Here is a 17,436-nt window from a genome sequence, read left to right on the forward strand (position 1 = left end):
ATTACGTTTCAATTTGTTTCAATACTCCAGTTTTTCATCTTTCTCCATAAAGTCGTGCGACTCATCCCTAACTCCAAGGCAGCTTTTCCTTTATTAAAATTAACCTTATTTAACGTTTGAACAATTCTTTCACGCTCGGATAGATGTATCCCAAGTGGCATATCAAGTTCTTCTGCTTGTTTCGACAGTATTTTCTTTTTACTTCTATTCGGAAAATACATTTCGATATCGTACACATCAATTAACTTGTCTTTATAAAGAGCACATAATCGCTCACAAAAATTTTGCAATTGGCGAATATTCCCTTCCCAATTCTCTTCACTCAGCTTTTTCATGGCAGTATCCGTAATCTTAATTTTTTGATCCGAATGACCTTTCTGAATAAAAGCATTCACCAATAACGGAATATCTTCTCTGCGTTCCCGAAGCGGAGGCAAGACAAGGTCCAGTACACTCAAGCGATAATATAGATCCTCCCGAAATTCATTACTTTTGACCATTTGCATGAGGTCTTTGTTTGTTGCCGACACAATTCTCACATCAACCGGAATCACTCTATCATCACCGATTCGCATGATTTCCCGCTCTTGCAAGACACGAAGCAGCCGACTTTGCATTTTTGGGGAGATTTCCCCTATTTCATCTAAAAAAATCGTACCTCTATGAGCCAATTCAAAATAGCCTTGCTTTCCGCCTTTCATAGCCCCCGTGAAAGCTCCTTCTGCATATCCGAATAACTCACTTTCCAATAAATTTTCGGGAAGCGCAGCGCAATTAATGGCTACAAACGGGTTATTTTTCCGGTTGCTATGATTATGTATGCTTTGGGCGAATATTTCCTTGCCCGTTCCGGTTTCTCCAATTATAAGAATGTTTGAATCTACTTCACTATAATGTTGAGCAGTTTCAATCGTCCTCTTAATTTCGGAACTCCGGTACAATATATCATCAAAGGTGTACTTAGCCACATGTCCACGTGAATGAATCTTTCTAAAGAACTTCCCTTCCATCTCCTGAATGCGTGTAACATCTTGAAAGGCAACCATATCCCCCACTTTTTTACCTTTTAAAAATATCCCAACTTTTTTAACCGATAATTGAATGGCTTGGTAAGCAACGATATCTTTTTCGTATTCATTGTCACTTAACAGCATATTACGAAATTTTCCGTCCTTTATCATATCGTATATAGAATTTCCAATTAAGCTCCCCTTGGAAATGGATAATATCTCCTGAGCCGCCGTATTAAATACAGATATTTGTCGTTTTAAATCTATTGCAATAACCCCTTCATAGGCATAATTAAGAATCGTTTGGTAACGCTTGGTCTTCTCCTGTTCCCTTCTGCTGACAAGAGCTACTCTTTTCGCCTCAATCAACGCCTGCCGAAATGATTCCTTTCCAGTGTCAACAAGAATGGCTCCCAACCCTATCTCTTCAGCATAGTTACAGGTACTTAAACCACTTAACACCACCTCACAGCCATCTCTGGCTGCTAATTCCACTAAACTAACTGAGGACTCGATATCATTCAATATATAGGACTGAATTGGCAAATCAACGATATCCGAAAGGTTTTCCACGCCATAAATCATATTCAGCGCTCCTATAACGGCCACTTTTTTACTGCCAAAACGTGCCTTGCAATCATAAAGGGAACGAATGAGGTCAATACCTTGTACAGGTATATCAACGATAGGAATAGATTCATTGCTTTCTTTTAATAGTTTTGTGATTAATCCCCTTGAGATGATTACATCCGCATCAAGCTTCAACTTCCCAACCTTATCGGCATCCTCAACTACCTCCTCTAAAACAAACTTCACTGAACCGTTATCATTGTTTTCTGATTCTTCCAACTGGTTGAATTCCTCAAACCTTTCAAAAGCATCCGTAATATACCCTTTTCGAGGAACAACGAGTTTAATTTTTATCAAAACGCCAACCTCCAACGTAAAATCATTTTGGTTTATTGGATATAATCTCAAGCAACCTGATAGTTAAGCCCTAGTCAAACCAGGATGTGTTTAATCGAGATGGCTAAGTATGCCAAGCAAATGTTTTCGTTCAGAATTATATATATCATTTTTACAATCACTTTTGAAAAACAAAAAACCCTGTTACCATGGGTTTTTTCGTCAATAAACGACCTTTTCACTTTTAATTTACACCCTAGTATTCGAATTGTTATTGATAGCAGATTATTCTTTCAATAAGAGTCACATTCAAATTACCCTACTCACCTTTTTCTTCTTGGAATGTTTATTTTTCCCCTGCTTATCATCACTGTAATAAGCTTTTACCATTAACAACAGTATGAAGATTTCTTAAAGTTTTCATTATTTAGTGATTCAATGAAATCTAAAACTGAATTAAAAATGCTAGCCCCCTCTTTGCTGTATAAAAAAATTACCTGGCATATAAATCATTTTATTTGGTATAATTTTCATTCCTTTCTCGACAATAGGACTATACTCCTTATATTCTTCATACAAACGTGGAATTCCTTTTGGTTTTATAGTTACTGACATTAAAATTAGTCTACAAACACATAACCCCGTTCAAGAAATCCTGAACGGGGTTTTACAATATACACGATCTGTTTCATTTTGAGTATTTGAGGTCTTGGAGCTTTGTTGTCAATCATCGTAGAACTATTCATTCAAGGAGGTTCTACTTACGAACTTAAAACTGGATCAGCAATGACAAGGATTTTCCCGGACTTGATACCCTCCATATATTGATCGACTTCGGCTTCCTCTAGTCCCATATCCAATAATGGCTTTCTCAATCCGCCTGCTCCCGATGCTGCCCCGGCTGCTGCTCCGCCAAAAGTGGCAAAAATCGGTCCTGCCGCCAATATTGGACCAATTCCTGGTATGGCTAATGCACTCATTCCAATAAGGAGGCCGGTCAACCCGACAGCTCCGCCGGCTGCTGCCCCAGCAACTAATCCATCAGTCTTTGCCGGACTGACTTCCTCAGCTTCATTGGGTAATTTATCAATGTTTTTTGCCACTACTGATATTTGATCGGATGTATATCCTTGTTCCTTTAAATTTTCGACTGCTGAAGTCGCTTCATTTTCATTTTCATATATTGCTATAAACCTCTTGTCCATGGTATCTGCTCCTTTAAAAGTAATGTACTATACAATACCCTTAATTGAGTTTCAATAACCTTCTATGAAAAAAATGAAATTCACTCCCGGATTTGCCCCTGGCCATAAATGAAGTACTTGCTTGATGTCAAGGCCGGTAAACCCATAGGTCCACGTGCATGGAGCTTTTGTGTGGAAATGCCGATTTCTGCGCCATAACCAAATTCAAAACCGTCGGTAAAACGGGTGGAAGCATTATGATAAACTGCTGCCGCATCCACTTTATTCAAAAATACGGTAGCGTTTTGTTCATCTCTCGTCAGGATTGCTTCGGAATGCTTGGTACCGTATCGATTAATGTGTTCAATGGCATCCGAAACACCTTTTACAATTTTTACGCTGATTTTTAATGCTAGGTACTCTGTAGACCAATCATCCTCCGTAGCCTTTTTCGCTCCTGGAAAAGCGCTGCAAACCGCTTCGTCTCCGTATACTTCGATACCTTTTTCGTCTAGGATTGCCAAAATCCTCTTACCATTTTCTTCAAACCATTTTTCGTGAATAAGAAGGCTCTCAATTGCATTGCATACGGAAGGGCGCTGTGTTTTACCGTTTAAGACAATTTTCTCGACCATCGTGATCTCTGCTGTCTGATCGATGAATATATGGCAATTGCCTGCTCCTGTTTCAAGGACGGGAACAGTGGACTCCTTAATGACCGTTTCTATTAAATTCTTTCCGCCGCGAGGAATCAAAACATCTAAATACTCATTAAGATGAAATAGTTCTTTAGCGGTTTCACGGCTCGTATCCTCGATTAACTGAACTGCTTCCATAGGAATCTCCGTATTCTCTAATGCTTTATGGATGGAAGAGACTAGTGCCATATTGGAGTATTTGGCTGACGAGCTACCTCTTAAGAGGACCGCATTCCCCGTTTTCAAGGATAGTGTAGCTGCATCGATGGTCACATTCGGCCTAGCTTCATAAATCATTCCGATTACACCGATCGGCACTCTTAACTTTTTAATCAATAACCCATTTTCTTTTTCGATAGTCTCCAATTTCTCTCCAATAGGATCCTTTAAATCGATTAAAAGTCTAATTGCCGCTGCCATGTCATCAATACGGTTAACATTTAACATGATTCGATCTAAAGTAGACTCACTGAAACCCTTTTTCCTGCCTTCTTCCAGATCCTTTTGGTTTTCTTTTATCAAAAGATCTTTATCGATAACAAGTTGCTTAGCAATTTTCCCAAGTGCCTCATTCTTCTTATCCGTTGTTAACCCAATTAGCTGATAACTGGCTTTTTTGGCTGCCTTTCCTTTCGCAGTCACTTCACTCATTTTCAAATGCCCCCTTTTCCTTCGCTAATATTTATAAGCTATGCCTTTACCCATTTATCACGATGGATCACTTCGATGGAAGTGATCACAAGCTCGGTTGTCCGCTTGCCCATCGCCTGTTTTAATTCTTCGTCGGAATAAAGGACCTCACCCCGCCCCAATAATCCATTTGCACCAAAGACTTCGACGACATCGCCCTTATTGAAAACTCCTTTAATTTCATAAATTCCAGCTGGCAGTAGACTGCTGCCATTTGAAACTAAAGCCTTTTCGGCACCTTCATCAACGAAAATTTTTCCGGATACTTGTGAATGAAGGGATATCCACTGTTTGTTTTTCGTTACCGTCGTCATGACATCATTCCCAATATATGTGCCATCACCGTTGCCTTCTAGGATTGTGAGAAGTTTTTCACTCCCCGCACCAGATCCGATGAATACTTTCACTCCAAGAGACAATGCAGTTTGGGCTGCTATCAACTTCGATTTCATTCCACCGGTTCCAACATTAGAGCCCGCACCTTCTGCCATTTGCAATAAATCCGCCGTTACTTCGGATAGCTTTTCAAATCGTTTCGCCCCTGGATTTGTCTGTGGATTGGAATCATAGAGCCCATTAATGTCCGTTAATATGATCAGGTTGCTGGCATGGACCAACCCGCTTACTAAGGCGGATAGCATATCGTTATCACCGAAAGTCAACTCCTCGACTGATACTGTATCATTTTCATTTATAATCGGAAGGATGCCGCGTTCAAGCAATTCCATCAATGTCGCATATGCATTTTTATATCTATCTTTTTTCGAGAAATCTTTCCGTGTTAATAATATTTGCGCCGGAACGAGCCCAAATCGACCTAATTGTTCCATATATGATTGAATCAATAGGCTTTGCCCTACAGCTGCAGCAGCTTGTTTTCCTTTGAGAGTGACAGGTCTCGTAGGATAACCGAGCTTGCGGAAACCTGTCGCTACGGCACCTGATGAAACAAGGACAACTTCATGTCCCGCTTTCCTTAATGCTGCAACTGCCTGGATATGATCGGAAAATTTTTTTTGGTCGATTTCACCTTGTGTGTTGGTTAAAGAACTACTTCCTATCTTTACTACGATGCGTTTCTTTTCCATCGATTTTTTCCTCCAATAAATATCTTAGACATGAAAAAAAGCCCTTTTCATCCTCGAAATAAGGACGAAAAGGGCTGCTCTCCGTGGTACCACCTTCATTGAATGCAAGTTCATGCATTCCACTTTGCCTGATAACGCCAGGATTTGCGCCTATGTTTTGCATAGGACTCAAGAAGCAGGTTCTGCGCTTTCCTGTCGCGGGTCTTCCAGCAATTGACGCCGCTCTCTGTCACAGTGATTCTCGCATACTAATCTTCTCTCAACGTTCATTGTTTTAATATAGTATGCAAAATTATCTTCTTGATGTCAATAACATTCCAACTATGAATGAACCTGAACCTTATAACGCCATGGCTGGGCCGAAGAACTCATAGTGTATTTTATCGGGATTTACCCCCAACTCTTTCAGGTAAGTGATAATGGCCTTCATGAAAGGAACAGGACCACACACATAATAATCAGCATCAGGTTTTACATGACGGCTCAACAATTCCTTATCGATATACCCTTCCTTCTCAAAATTCGGCAGGTTCTTATCCTCCTCACTCGGATTTTTAATGACGAAGGATAAATGATAGCTGGCAAGCTTGTGTGTCAGCTCTGTCAATTCCTCTCTAAACGGCTGTAAATTTCCATTACCGGATGCATGAATGAACTGGACATCACGCTCAGGCTTTTGTTCAGCCACCGCATGGACCATGCTCATGAAGGGTGTTATTCCAACGCCTCCGCTCAGAAATACTGCAGGTGTTCGTTTTTCCAAGTCGATGGTGAAATCCCCTGCAGGAGCCGTTACGTCTATACTGTCACCCATCTGAATGGATTCATGCAAGTAGTTCGAGACCCTTCCATCAGGAGAGATTCCCGGCTTTTCTTTTTTGACGGAAATCCGGAAGTAATCTTTCCCCGGAACATCAGACAAACTATACTGACGGTTGAATAAATAGCGTTCACCCGGTATCTCGATACGAACGGTAATATATTGTCCAGGAAGAAAAGATGGAACCTCATCGCCATTTGATGGCTTTAAATAAAAGGAAGTGATTACATCACTTTCGCGGACTTTTTCCACCACAGTGAATGGTTTGAAATCTGACCATCCCCCTACCTGATTGGAAGCTTGGTCGTACATTTCCTTTTCGATGCTAATGAATACATCGGCAATGACTCCATAGGCCTCTCCCCAAGCTTGGAGGATTTCTTCTGTAGCCGACTCTTGTAAAACTTCCTTGATTGCACCTAATAGGTGTTCTCCCACTATCGGATAATGCTCGGCTTTAACTGCGAGACTTCTGTGTTTTTGTGCTATTTGCTTCACGGCAGGTAAAATCGTTTCAAGTTTATCTATATATTTAGCTGCTGCCAAAACCGTGTTGGCAAGTGCATTTTGCTGGCGCCCTTTTTTTTGATTGGCGTGATTAAAGACATTTAATAATTCAGGATGTGCTTCGAAAAGATTTTTATAGAATACAGTTGTTATAGTTGTACCATGCACTTCTAAAACAGGTACGGTTGATTTGATGATATCGATTGTTTTCTGGGATAGCATACGAAAACTCCTCTTCATAAACAAGTATTTTAAATACATGTTTATATTAGAACTTAAATCCATTAAAAGCAATATTTTTAATGCATCTTTTCAGAGAATAAGTTTTCATGTTTATAAAATGTTCACATTTATGATATAGTCAAATGGGGATAGAATGTGAGGCGATAAACATGAGGTTGACGAGTTATTCCGATTACTCACTTAGAGTGTTGATTTACCTGGCTTCCCACGACCAAAGCAAATTATCAAATATAAAAGAGATCTCTGAAGTTTATCAACTGTCTAAAAATCATTTGATGAAGATTGTTCATAATCTAGGTAAATTAGGCTATATTGAGACGATACGTGGAAGAAATGGCGGTTTCCGGCTAGCAAAATCCCCCGCTGAAATAAATGTAGGGGAACTGGTGCGGAAAACCGAAGAGGATTTTTATCTAGTGGAATGTTTTAAAGATCACGATAACTGTGTGATTTCTCCCGTTTGTTCTTTGAAATTTGTCCTTAATAATGCCTTGGATGCTTTTCTACAGGTCCTTGATCAATATACGATTGCAGACTTCATCGAAAATAAAGTGATGCTCAAAGCATATTTCGATTCGGTAAAGCAAAATGAAGAAGAGCCCGATTTTTTATAATCGGGCTCTTCTTTCATTAACTGATGATCCGTTCAATCTGCCATCCCTTTTCCATTCGCAAATCAATGATCCCAGTATTGGTTTTCAATAAAACTTTAAGGGGATCGTATGGATGGATCATAATGACTCTTTATTTGCTTGCATTTCTTCAAAAAGGTAATAAATATGAGGAATCTTTGCCGCTTCTGCAATGACAGGTGCAACTTCCGCTTTAATCACTTCAACCATTTCAAGCTGTATCTTTCCTGCTTTACGTATATCTTGAAAGATGTTTTTAATTTGAAGCGAAGCTTCGTTGAGTCTTTCATGAATTGTCACTTTAGGTTGTACTTGATTTTCTGACCATGCAGCTACCCATTTCTTCAATGCTCTCACATATTTATCTAATTTTTACCTATAATACCATATCCTTCATGACCCTGTATCATAATCAAAGCAATTTTCAGTACTTACGAACGGCCACTAAGTTCATTGCCTAGCTGTTTTAATTTTTCACCGACTGTACATTCTGATATACAGAACTGATGGGCATAAGAACGCCCCTTCTCTTTTCGAAAATGCTTTCGTAAAAAACAATCTTGGCAAAACGAAGCGAGAACATCTTCCACTTCTTCATATATTTTTTTCCTGTTCATTGTTGTTATGGCTCCTTTGACCCAGCAACTTCTATTTTGCTGAAAATGGCTTTTCCCTGAAGAGCAAGTGTTGCCAGGCGATCGGCTTCCTGGTTTTCCTTTCGTGAAATTGGCTTGTAGACCGGAATGATCTTTAACTTATCCAGTTTCGCTTCAATGCGGTCCAGCCATTTATTCAAGTTTTCTTCCATACAGGGCCATTCACCGGAAAGTTGATTTAAGACAACTAGAGAATCCCCTTTAAATACACAGCTTTGGTGATGGATTCCAAGTTCGTCCATCTGCCTTACCGCTTCATGAAATGCTGCATATTCCGCTTCATTATTGGATTCGAATTGCTCCAATTTTACATTAGTGCGTAAACGCCAGAACTTCTTACCTTGACGATAATAAATGGCAACACCGATTCCTGCCATCTTTTCATCTTTTTGAAAACCGCCATCAAAAAAAACCGTTACATCCTGCGGCTCTTCTTCAACTTCAGTAAGGAGTTTCTTTAGCTCCTTCTTTGTCCATGCTGTATCAAATTCATCCTTGAATTCCACTTCTTTCAGCCTTCCCGCCTTTTCAAGGTCTTCTGTAATGACTAGTGCAGTCCCGGCATCAAGCCAATCCGAAACGAAATCGGCAGATGGTTTTTTTGAAGCATGATATGTCCATTGCATAATTACCTTCAAAGATTTCCAGCTCCTTATCAATTCACTATTCATGCAGAACAGCTTACAATTTTCATACCTTTTTCTCGTCCCACCATTTATAATATAATGTAAGCAATTGAATCACTCTTTTCATTATAGTTCCCTTATCAGCCTGAAATTCTCATGTTTCAATCTTAATTTTATATGAAACAGTTTTTAATCATAGCATATTAACAGCTTAATCTCGAGGAGGAGCACATCTTGATCGAAGTGTATATTGATGGTGCCAGTGCGGGCAATCCAGGGCCGAGCGGGGCAGGTGTTTTCATAAATAATAATGGTGTGGTCGAGCGGCACTCCATTCCGCTTGGAAATATGGAAAACCATGAAGCGGAGTACCATGCTTTAATCAAAGCGTTGGAAATTTGTGTAGCCAATAATTATCAAATCGTTTCTTTTCGGACTGACTCCCAAGCCATCAACCAGGCCATTGAAAAAAGATTTGCAAAAAATAAATACGCCATATTGCTGGAACGAGCGCTTAAACTTTCCGCCGAGCTTGAATTATTTTTCATGAAATGGATTCCAAGTCTCGAAAACAAGTCAGCGGATGTATTGGCGAGACGTGCCATTCGATTGAATAAGGCTGAGGAAATTCATGAACAAGACAGCTGATTTTTCATTATTATTCGTTGTATTCATCTGGGGTGTCACTTTTGTCACGGTTCAAAATGCCCTATCGTTTCTTGACCCCTTCACGTTTAATGCCGTCCGTTTTTTCATGGCCTTGTTTTTCTTACTCATCCCTTATATATCGACTTTACGCAAAAGAGGGAAAACATGGAATAAAGGCCTTTTTAGAGCGGGGTTTCATATTGGGGTTTGGCTTTTTCTTGGGTATGGTCTTCAAACGATTGGATTGAATCATACAACTCCTGCGAAGACGGGCTTCATAACAGGCCTAAGTGTCGTCATGGTACCTGTTTTTTCTCTGTTACTTTTGAAACACAGGCTATCCCGCAATACGATCATAGGTGTGGCAGCTGCAACCGTGGGGCTTTATTTAATGACTTTCGCGGACCGCTCCAATTTGAATATCGGTGATTTACTCGTATTTTTATGCGCAATAAGTTTCGCCATGCAGATCATTACGACCGCCAGATATGCCAAAACCCATCCCGCTTTACCGTTGACGCTGATTCAGGTTTCCACCGTATCTTTATTATCCTTTGTTTCAGCCTTCATTTTCAAAGAGAATCATTCTGTCATATTCAGCTCAGAGGTCATGTTACAGAAAGATGTATGGACTGCTTTATTGGTTACGGCAGCACTTGCCACGGCGTTCGCCTTTTTCGCCCAAACCTTCTTCCAAGCCTATACGACACCTACAAGAGTCGCGTTGATCTTTTCAATGGAACCGGTTTTTGCTGCGTTATCCTCATACATATTGATAGGGGAAAAATTGACTTCCGCTTCCATCATCGGCTGTGTCTTCATTTTCATGGGGATGATACTTGCTGAGCTACCTGCGAAGAAAAAGAAACCGGTCACACAGGAGTTTTCCTGAAAAGCCAAATAAAATAAATCGGACTTCAAAGTTAAGAAGTCCGATTTATTTAAGCAGGCCCTGTTCTTTAGCAAATGATACCGCTGCACTACGCGTTTCAATGCCATTTTGTTTTAAGTTTTCCAAAAAGGAAATATAGAAGCTACCATCAAAATTCTTTTGAACCTTCAAAGTCAATTCTATTGCTGCATTGACTAAAATATCACTTGCGTCAGTGTAGCGCTTACCAAAATAAATAAAACCTATAGCGTCATTACCAAAAGTGAATCCCTTACCCTCTAAAAAATTAACATACTCTTCAGTTGATTTCGCCACTTCTGCATCCACTCCATACTTCATGCCTTATTTTCATCTTACCGTAAATCAAAGATTTTGACTATCCATTTTTCGACAAAAAATTCACCCTACAAATTAAAGGAGCTCCCATTGGGGAGCTCCGAAAAGTTTCATTATTAAATCATTTTCAGTAAAGCCCTGAATTCATGATCCCTAGCCAGATTTTTGACCTTCTCGCGATCATACCGATAAACAGCATCATCCAAAGAACATGAAATTGGTACATCACATTTTATTTCTGCTAGTTGTCTGGATAAATGGAGCATATCGACGGCTGATTCAATCTTAGCCCGTTGTCCGTTGGTCAATGAAGCAACATTTTCAAGAATCCCTTCGATACTTTGATACTGAATCAATAATTTCAATGCAGTCTTCTCACCTATCCCCTTAACTCCGGGATAGTTATCAGCTGTATCGCCCATTAAAGCTTTTAAATCAATCATTTGTCTTGGAGTAATCCCTTTCCATTCAAAAAAGCTATCGGGATTATGCACTTCATAGTTCCCATATCCTTTTTTTAACAAAAGAACGGAAATGTTTTCTTCAATTAACTGGAGCATATCTTGATCGCCTGTCAATATACCCACTCGGCTATGTTGTGCAGATGCCTTCGCAATTGTCCCGATACAGTCATCCGCTTCATATCCTGATAGCCCTATGTTAGGAATATCAAACGCTTCAACCGCTTTTTTCGCTAGGTCGAATTGAGGGATCATTTCGACTGGAGCTTCTGAACGATTAGCCTTGTATCCATCAAATAATTCATTTCTGAAAGTCTTGCTGCCCATATCCCAGCACACCGCTACATGACTAGGTGAAAAATGATTCACTGCCGTCAGCATATGCTTCAAAAAACCTTGAACGGCATTAGTTGGAATGCCTTTTGAGTTTATCATGAATTGACCAGTAACGGCCGTTGCATAAAAAGCTCTAAATAATAACGCCATCCCGTCAACAAGCATAAATGATGGATGTAGCTCATTTTCTTTCATTAACACATTATCACCTCTATCATGATGTACATCCATTTTAACATACCTGTCCTCTTTTTTAAGGATCGTTTAATTGGAAAAAATATTATTCAATCGGATTTTCATCATAAGAGATCCAGTCACTGAAACTGCCAATATATATCTTTACATCTTTATAGCCCGCTTCTTTCAGGGCGATATAATTGGGAGAAGCCGTTACACCTGAACCACAGTACACAATGATTTCCTTATCCATGCCGATACTTGAGAAATTCGCCTGAAGATCTTCCTTATTTTTATAATAGCCATTTTCCAGGACGTTTGACCACACCTTATTTACTGCACCAGGTATATGGCCGGCCTTTTTATCAATCGGTTCCTCGATTCCCTCGTACCGTTTAGATTCCCTTGAATCCATTAATACGACATGGTCAGCCCTATTCATAGTATAATCCTTCACTTTTTGAAAAGATGCAAAAACGGTTTGATTTAAATCGATATGATATTGTGTTTGAATATAATTCGTTTGATTCGAGTCAATCGGATAGCCCGCATCCTTCCAGGCGCGATATCCCCCGTTAAGAACATAGACTTTCTGATGCCCAAGATAGCTCAGCAACCAGACAAACCTTGAAGCAAAAGAACCTTCTCCCCCATCATAAGCAACAAGTACCGTATCATTGGTAATGCCATTTGATTCCAGTTTGTCTTTAAACGTTTCCAGGTCAGGAAGAGGATGTCTTCCGCCATGTTCTTGAACCTGCCCCGATAAGTCCTTTTCAAGATCGAAATAAACAGCACCGGAAATATGGTCTTTTTGGTATTCATTAAACCCTGCATCAGGAGAGCCTAGACGAAAGCGACAGTCACAGATCCTGATATCACTAGAATCCAACAACGGCAACAGCTCTTCTTTTTCCATTATATAACCCATTTGCATAACCCCCTATTTCAAAATGGTCCAAATTAATTGATTAAGCTCCGTTTCCATGTTCTTCCCGGGAGGAAGCTTAGTTATTTCATTCTTTAAAAAAAGTGATTTCCCTTTTAATAACGAAAGATTCTTTTCGCTATCATTGATGTTCATACATTCATCCTTTTGTTTTGCCTTAAATATTCGGGTCATCCTGGTTTTCATTTCTTGATCGATTGAAACCACATCAAGCAGTTCCCATACTGATAAAGGCGGCAGTGAACCCTGTTGGATGATATATACCAGGATTAAATATGAACGGTAAACTTGTACCCATGTTTTTAGTTCTTTTCTTTCGGATTCCATTGGTTTTGCCAATTGTTGAAGATTGTCGGTCATCATCCGATAGTAATGGTGTCCTAGTGTCTTTTTGGAATAGCAATCCGTTATCAAATCATTCATCTTCCTAAGATAATCCGGATGTGTAACCAGCTTGATTGGTGACTGAAATAATTCAAATAGAGCAGGATTACTCTTTACCGTAAGACGGGATGATTTAAAAAGATCCCAGCCTTCCATATCATATAGACCTTGTTTCAAATGAATCACTTCAACGGGCTGACTCAAGCTGAGGTATGTTCGCTTATCATTATGAACATATATAAACCGAACATCGATATCCGAATGGGCGGAAGATACACCAAAAGAATGGCTGCCTGTAACAGCAGCCATTAAAATGGTCATATTCTCATTCTTTTCTAGGTATTTCAATTTTGAAATAAGGTTTTCTTTCATGAATGAACCTCGTTTCTATTTCGAATGCATTTTTGCCAATTCCGCAACTGCATTTTCATAATACGGTAGATCGACCGTTTCCTCCAATGCTGCACGTAAACCTGCAAAGATATCCGATATTTCCCTCATAAACTCTTTTTGAATCGAGAGTAACTCTTGGTCGAGGACTTCATTATACATTTCGAAAATCCGCTCACCCTGTCCTTTTACATACATAAGGGCAGGTTCATCCAAACGCTTCTGAAGCCCTTCGCTCATTTTCAATTTCTCGTTTTTTTCAAAGAAGGATTTGGGATTTTTAAATAACGCCAATTCCTTTTTGAATTCGCCAGTATCCAATTGGACAAAAGCTCCTGTGAACTCAAGCGACTCCCTCTCATTAGGTTCGTATGGCTGTAATGAAAGATTTTTTCTTACTTTTTGAATTTGCTGAAGCAAACTGCCTTGTTTCTCATTCAGCAATTTATTTACGAACATTTCCGTCCTTAAAGCCGTTGCCCGCATTTCCTGGGCAAGATCAAAGCCTAACGCATCCAATAAGTTCTTCATCGCTTGCTTGAGGACAATTTTCAGATCCCCTCCATCATCCTTTAAAACAGCAGGGTTGAACGATTCTTTGAAGAAATCATTAAACCGGAAAAAGACCCGTTGTTTACTATAGAAAGTCAGTTCATCGATTTCTTTTTTCAAACGTTGTTTTTCTGCATCCCCTTTAATGACCGAGAGAAGTTCCGAAATGGACTGAGCCTCATGTGAAAGGGACTCCAGGGCTTTTCGTTTCGCTTTTTCATCCTGCCTGGAAGCTGTAATTACATCCCGTAGCAATTCTTCCGTTCTTTTTACAGCCGCTTGAGCGGATTCAATTGCAAGTCCAGTTAAATCGTTTTCGATGAAAGAATCGAATTGGTCTTGGAATTCCGAAATACCGCTATTCGGAAGGAACGAATGCTTAAATGAACCAGGCATTTGTTTTTCCATCAAAGCTCCCTTACTCGTTAGCGGGAATAGTTTTGGAAAACGGATTCCGAATCCATTCAATTGATCTGTGACATATTCCTTCACTTCGTCCAATTCGTCAGTGGTTTGTGCAAGATCGACGGCATTGACAATGAAGAACATCTTATCCATAGCGAAAGAATCTTTCACACGTCCAAGTTGTATCAAGAACTCCCTATCTGCCCGTGAAAATGGGTGATTATAATAGGTCACAAAAAGGATGGCATCCGAATTCTTAATATATTCGAAAGCTGCTCCTGTATGTCGGGCATTAATCGAATCCGCCCCAGGAGTGTCAACAAGGACCATCCCCTGCTTTGTCATTTCACAGTCATATCTCAATTCAATCAAATCAACAAGACATGACTTGGACTCTTCCGCAGCAAAACGTTTAAACCCATCAAGATCTACCGTAACCACATTTCCTAAATCATTTTGGTGCTCGGACAGCCCTTGATGAAACGCCCTAAGGAAGGATAAATGCGTTTTCCCTTTATCAACTTCCCCCGCCTTCGCAATGATTTGTCCTGCTAGCTGAAGTGCTTCATCCAGAGTCTTGGCCGATTTATCAAAAGCTGCCAAAGCCAAGCTTACATCTTCCAACAGCATCGCTTCCGTCTTTAATTTGACGGTTGCCGTCCCATGTGGATGCTCAGCGTCTGAAGCCATGATTTTATTGATTGCAGCAGTTGTCGGATTAGGTGAAACAGGAAGGACACTTTCTCCCATCAACGCATTGGCAAAGGAAGATTTGCCTGCACTGAATGCACCGAAGAGGGCAACCGTGAAAGTCTGCTGTTCCAAGCGATTCGCCTTATCCGTCAATTCTTTATAAAGTGATTGAAACCCTTTCAAAGGTTGTATCAGCTTGGCCGCCTGATGTAAACCGGCTGCTGTCTCCATTAGCTTTTCTTTTCCGCGTAAATCAAAAGCACCAGATGAAGAAACAGCCACAGAAGGTACAGCCTTATTTTCTTTATCATGATCTTGTTCAGGTTGTTCGTTGACGTGCTTTGAATTACTTCCTTTATCGGTTTTCATGATTTTGACTGTAATATTTTTTTCTTCCTCTTCCCATTGAGTTAAAAGCGTATCAATATCACGTTCATCGACCAATGATTCAGATTGATTGGTTATGGCCTCTAAACGTTCCGTTTGGTACTCGATTTCCGCGTTCATCGCCGCAGTAACTTTAAGGGCTTCCGCAAATTCAGAAAAACCTTCAAGCTCTTTATCGATGGATATAGACTGCTGTTCGACTATTCCTTCCATTACGGCAACCATACCATTCAAAAATCCTTCTGATACATCACGTGCTTTCTTTTTGATGGCTGCGGCCAAATCATTCGTATAGTTTAAAACGTATTCACCTGTAATATCGACTTGAGGCTTCAAAGAGTTTTTTATGTAAGCTTCCGTAACCTCGATTTGAAGTGCCTGAGCTTTACTTTCAAGTGTTGAATCATGGATCTCCGCTTTATTAAGCGTTTTAGCCGCTAATTCTTTAAGATGCCATTCAAGCTGGGTCTTCACCTTTTCTTGTAAATCAGTCAAGAATGCTTTGATGCGTTCCCCACGTTCTGCCTCCGTTTTTTTCTTGGCAAATAATAGACCCATTTTAAAGTCAGGCTGCGCCGATTCCAAGAATGATTTACCTAGGTCCCGTGTAGCCGCGGGCATGATGTACGCACTTTTCAATATTGTTTCCAATGCTTCAGCATATTGGACTTTGATGTCCTCTATACGTCCAGTCAATGAATTTTTTTCTTTTATTAGGCTGTCCACTTGATTCGTCAGATGAATTCGCTCTTCATGAGGAAGTTCCGATAATACTTCAAAATCATCGGCATGTGCCTCTTCATATTGGTCCTTCAGCCAAATAAGATGCCTTTCGACTAGGGCTTTAGCCGATTGCATGATGGCATCTTTCCCATCATTTTGACCTTTGCCCGCCATTTCATAGATAAACTGCCGGACCACTTCTATTTCATTTTCGCTATTGTTCAAATCTCTTACAGATGTATAAAAAATGCCATCAGGATAAACATTCCAGTTCGCAAATGCTTCAGAAACGGAAAGCTTGAAGTCTTGAAAGCTAAGCTCGGTCTCATCATGCTTATCGATCATATTGATAATTAAGTATGTCGGCTTTTCAGCCTCCAACAATTCTTTTGTGAATAGGAAATTCACTTCTGACTGGACGTGATTATAATCCATAACATAGAAGACGACATCAGCTAGATGCAAGGCAGATTCCGTAGAAACTCTATGTGCATCGTCTGTCGAATCGATTCCTGGCGTATCCATGATTGCACATGAATCCGGCAGTGAAAAATGATTGGAACTTATCGTTATTGCCGATACTGAATCACCATCCTTGGCAAATTTCTTCACCTCTTTAAAATCATAAGGTGCCGGAAATAAGACTGGTGGCTGTTGATGGTAAAAGACTTTGGCATAGTCTTCCCCTTTTTGGACTTTCACCGTATTTGCACTCGTTGGAATCGGACTTGATGGCAATACTTGATCACCGAGGAGAAAGTTGATCATACTTGACTTGCCCGCTGAAAAATGGCCGCAAAAAGCAATGATGAACTCCTCATCATTCACTTTCAGGATTAACTGTTTCATTTTACCGGCATTGCCTGTATCACCTGCCGATTGGAATTTCTCATACATGGCAGTCAAAATCCCCAATTTGGACTGTTGCTTTAATGTTTCTTGAATCATGAATCCATACCCCTTAACTATCGTCATTTTGATACTCTTATTGTAAACGATTTCGTTTATTATTCATACCATCAGCTTTAGTTTTACTATATGAT

Annotated in this window: 16 protein-coding genes; 3 read left to right on the forward strand and 13 right to left on the reverse strand. The window is 40.0% G+C overall.

Going from position 1 to position 17,436, the window contains the following annotated elements; genetic code table 11:
- Nucleotides 1–8: 8 nt before the first annotated feature.
- The 5 genes from ACDZ29_RS27155 to hmpA form a co-directional block, all read right to left on the reverse strand.
- Nucleotides 9–1,937 (reverse strand): sigma 54-interacting transcriptional regulator, encoded by a 1,929-nt coding sequence (locus ACDZ29_RS27155; protein WP_375089369.1) that lies wholly within the window; start codon nt 1,935–1,937, stop codon nt 9–11.
- 740 nt (nt 1,938–2,677) lie between these two features.
- The gene (locus ACDZ29_RS27160; protein ID WP_370015618.1) at nt 2,678–3,121 is read right to left on the reverse strand and encodes a general stress protein; all 444 of its coding nucleotides are present in this window, start codon (nt 3,119–3,121) and stop codon (nt 2,678–2,680) included.
- A gap of 80 nt (nt 3,122–3,201) precedes the next feature.
- On the reverse strand, nt 3,202–4,449 hold the full coding sequence (locus ACDZ29_RS27165; protein WP_370015620.1) for a glutamate-5-semialdehyde dehydrogenase: 1,248 nt from the start codon (nt 4,447–4,449) through the stop codon (nt 3,202–3,204).
- Between the two features lie 38 nt (nt 4,450–4,487).
- Nucleotides 4,488–5,576, reverse strand: a complete 1,089-nt coding sequence (gene proB / locus ACDZ29_RS27170; RefSeq protein ID WP_375089371.1) for a glutamate 5-kinase — start codon at nt 5,574–5,576, stop codon at nt 4,488–4,490.
- Between the two features lie 340 nt (nt 5,577–5,916).
- Nucleotides 5,917–7,125: an NO-inducible flavohemoprotein gene (gene hmpA, locus ACDZ29_RS27175; protein WP_375089373.1), complete on the reverse strand. Its 1,209-nt coding sequence runs from the start codon at nt 7,123–7,125 to the stop codon at nt 5,917–5,919.
- A 170-nt stretch (nt 7,126–7,295) separates the two neighbouring features.
- Here hmpA and ACDZ29_RS27180 point away from each other — a divergent pair, with 170 nt between their 5' ends.
- Complete coding sequence (locus tag ACDZ29_RS27180) at nt 7,296–7,760, forward strand: Rrf2 family transcriptional regulator (RefSeq protein ID WP_289315896.1); 465 nt, start codon at nt 7,296–7,298, stop codon at nt 7,758–7,760.
- Between the two features lie 117 nt (nt 7,761–7,877).
- Here the strand turns inward: ACDZ29_RS27180 and ACDZ29_RS27185 are convergent, their stop codons facing one another.
- The 3 genes from ACDZ29_RS27185 to ACDZ29_RS27195 all read right to left on the reverse strand — a co-directional run bounded on the left by ACDZ29_RS27185 (nt 7,878) and on the right by ACDZ29_RS27195 (nt 9,072).
- Nucleotides 7,878–8,135, reverse strand: a complete 258-nt coding sequence (locus tag ACDZ29_RS27185; protein ID WP_375089375.1) for a hypothetical protein — start codon at nt 8,133–8,135, stop codon at nt 7,878–7,880.
- 74 nt (nt 8,136–8,209) lie between these two features.
- A complete protein-coding gene (locus tag ACDZ29_RS27190) occupies nt 8,210–8,395 on the reverse strand; it encodes a zinc-finger domain-containing protein (protein ID WP_289315894.1) in 186 nt (61 codons plus the stop codon).
- Nucleotides 8,396–8,400: 5 nt separating this feature from the next.
- A complete protein-coding gene (locus ACDZ29_RS27195; RefSeq protein ID WP_370015628.1) occupies nt 8,401–9,072 on the reverse strand; it encodes a reverse transcriptase-like protein in 672 nt (223 codons plus the stop codon).
- Between the two features lie 222 nt (nt 9,073–9,294).
- Between ACDZ29_RS27195 and ACDZ29_RS27200 the strand changes: the two genes are divergently transcribed.
- The gene (locus ACDZ29_RS27200) at nt 9,295–9,708 is read left to right on the forward strand and encodes a reverse transcriptase-like protein (protein WP_289315892.1); all 414 of its coding nucleotides are present in this window, start codon (nt 9,295–9,297) and stop codon (nt 9,706–9,708) included.
- A complete protein-coding gene (locus ACDZ29_RS27205) occupies nt 9,692–10,600 on the forward strand; it encodes a DMT family transporter (RefSeq protein ID WP_375089378.1) in 909 nt (302 codons plus the stop codon). The genes ACDZ29_RS27200 and ACDZ29_RS27205 overlap by 17 nt, the downstream gene beginning before the upstream one ends.
- A 45-nt stretch (nt 10,601–10,645) precedes the next feature.
- On the opposite strand, the gene ACDZ29_RS27210 is transcribed toward ACDZ29_RS27205, so the two are convergent.
- From ACDZ29_RS27210 to ACDZ29_RS27230, 5 genes are all read right to left on the reverse strand, one after another.
- Entirely contained in the window at nt 10,646–10,927 is a 282-nt protein-coding gene (locus ACDZ29_RS27210) for a DUF6123 family protein (protein ID WP_370015632.1), read from the reverse strand.
- Between the two features lie 125 nt (nt 10,928–11,052).
- Entirely contained in the window at nt 11,053–11,928 is an 876-nt protein-coding gene (locus tag ACDZ29_RS27215) for a 5'-3' exonuclease H3TH domain-containing protein (protein ID WP_289327339.1), read from the reverse strand.
- An 85-nt stretch (nt 11,929–12,013) separates the two neighbouring features.
- Nucleotides 12,014–12,841 (reverse strand): sulfurtransferase, encoded by an 828-nt coding sequence (locus tag ACDZ29_RS27220; RefSeq protein ID WP_370015634.1) that lies wholly within the window; start codon nt 12,839–12,841, stop codon nt 12,014–12,016.
- A gap of 12 nt (nt 12,842–12,853) precedes the next feature.
- A complete protein-coding gene (locus tag ACDZ29_RS27225; RefSeq protein ID WP_375089380.1) occupies nt 12,854–13,615 on the reverse strand; it encodes a DNA polymerase beta superfamily protein in 762 nt (253 codons plus the stop codon).
- Between the two features lie 15 nt (nt 13,616–13,630).
- Nucleotides 13,631–17,368, reverse strand: coding sequence for a dynamin family protein (locus tag ACDZ29_RS27230; protein ID WP_375089382.1), 3,738 nt, complete (start codon nt 17,366–17,368; stop codon nt 13,631–13,633).
- Between the last annotated feature and the right edge of the window lie 68 nt (nt 17,369–17,436).

It is taken from the genome of Peribacillus sp. RS7 (genome assembly GCF_041956845.1).
In the GTDB taxonomy this organism is placed as follows: Bacteria; Bacillota; Bacilli; order Bacillales; family DSM-1321; genus Peribacillus.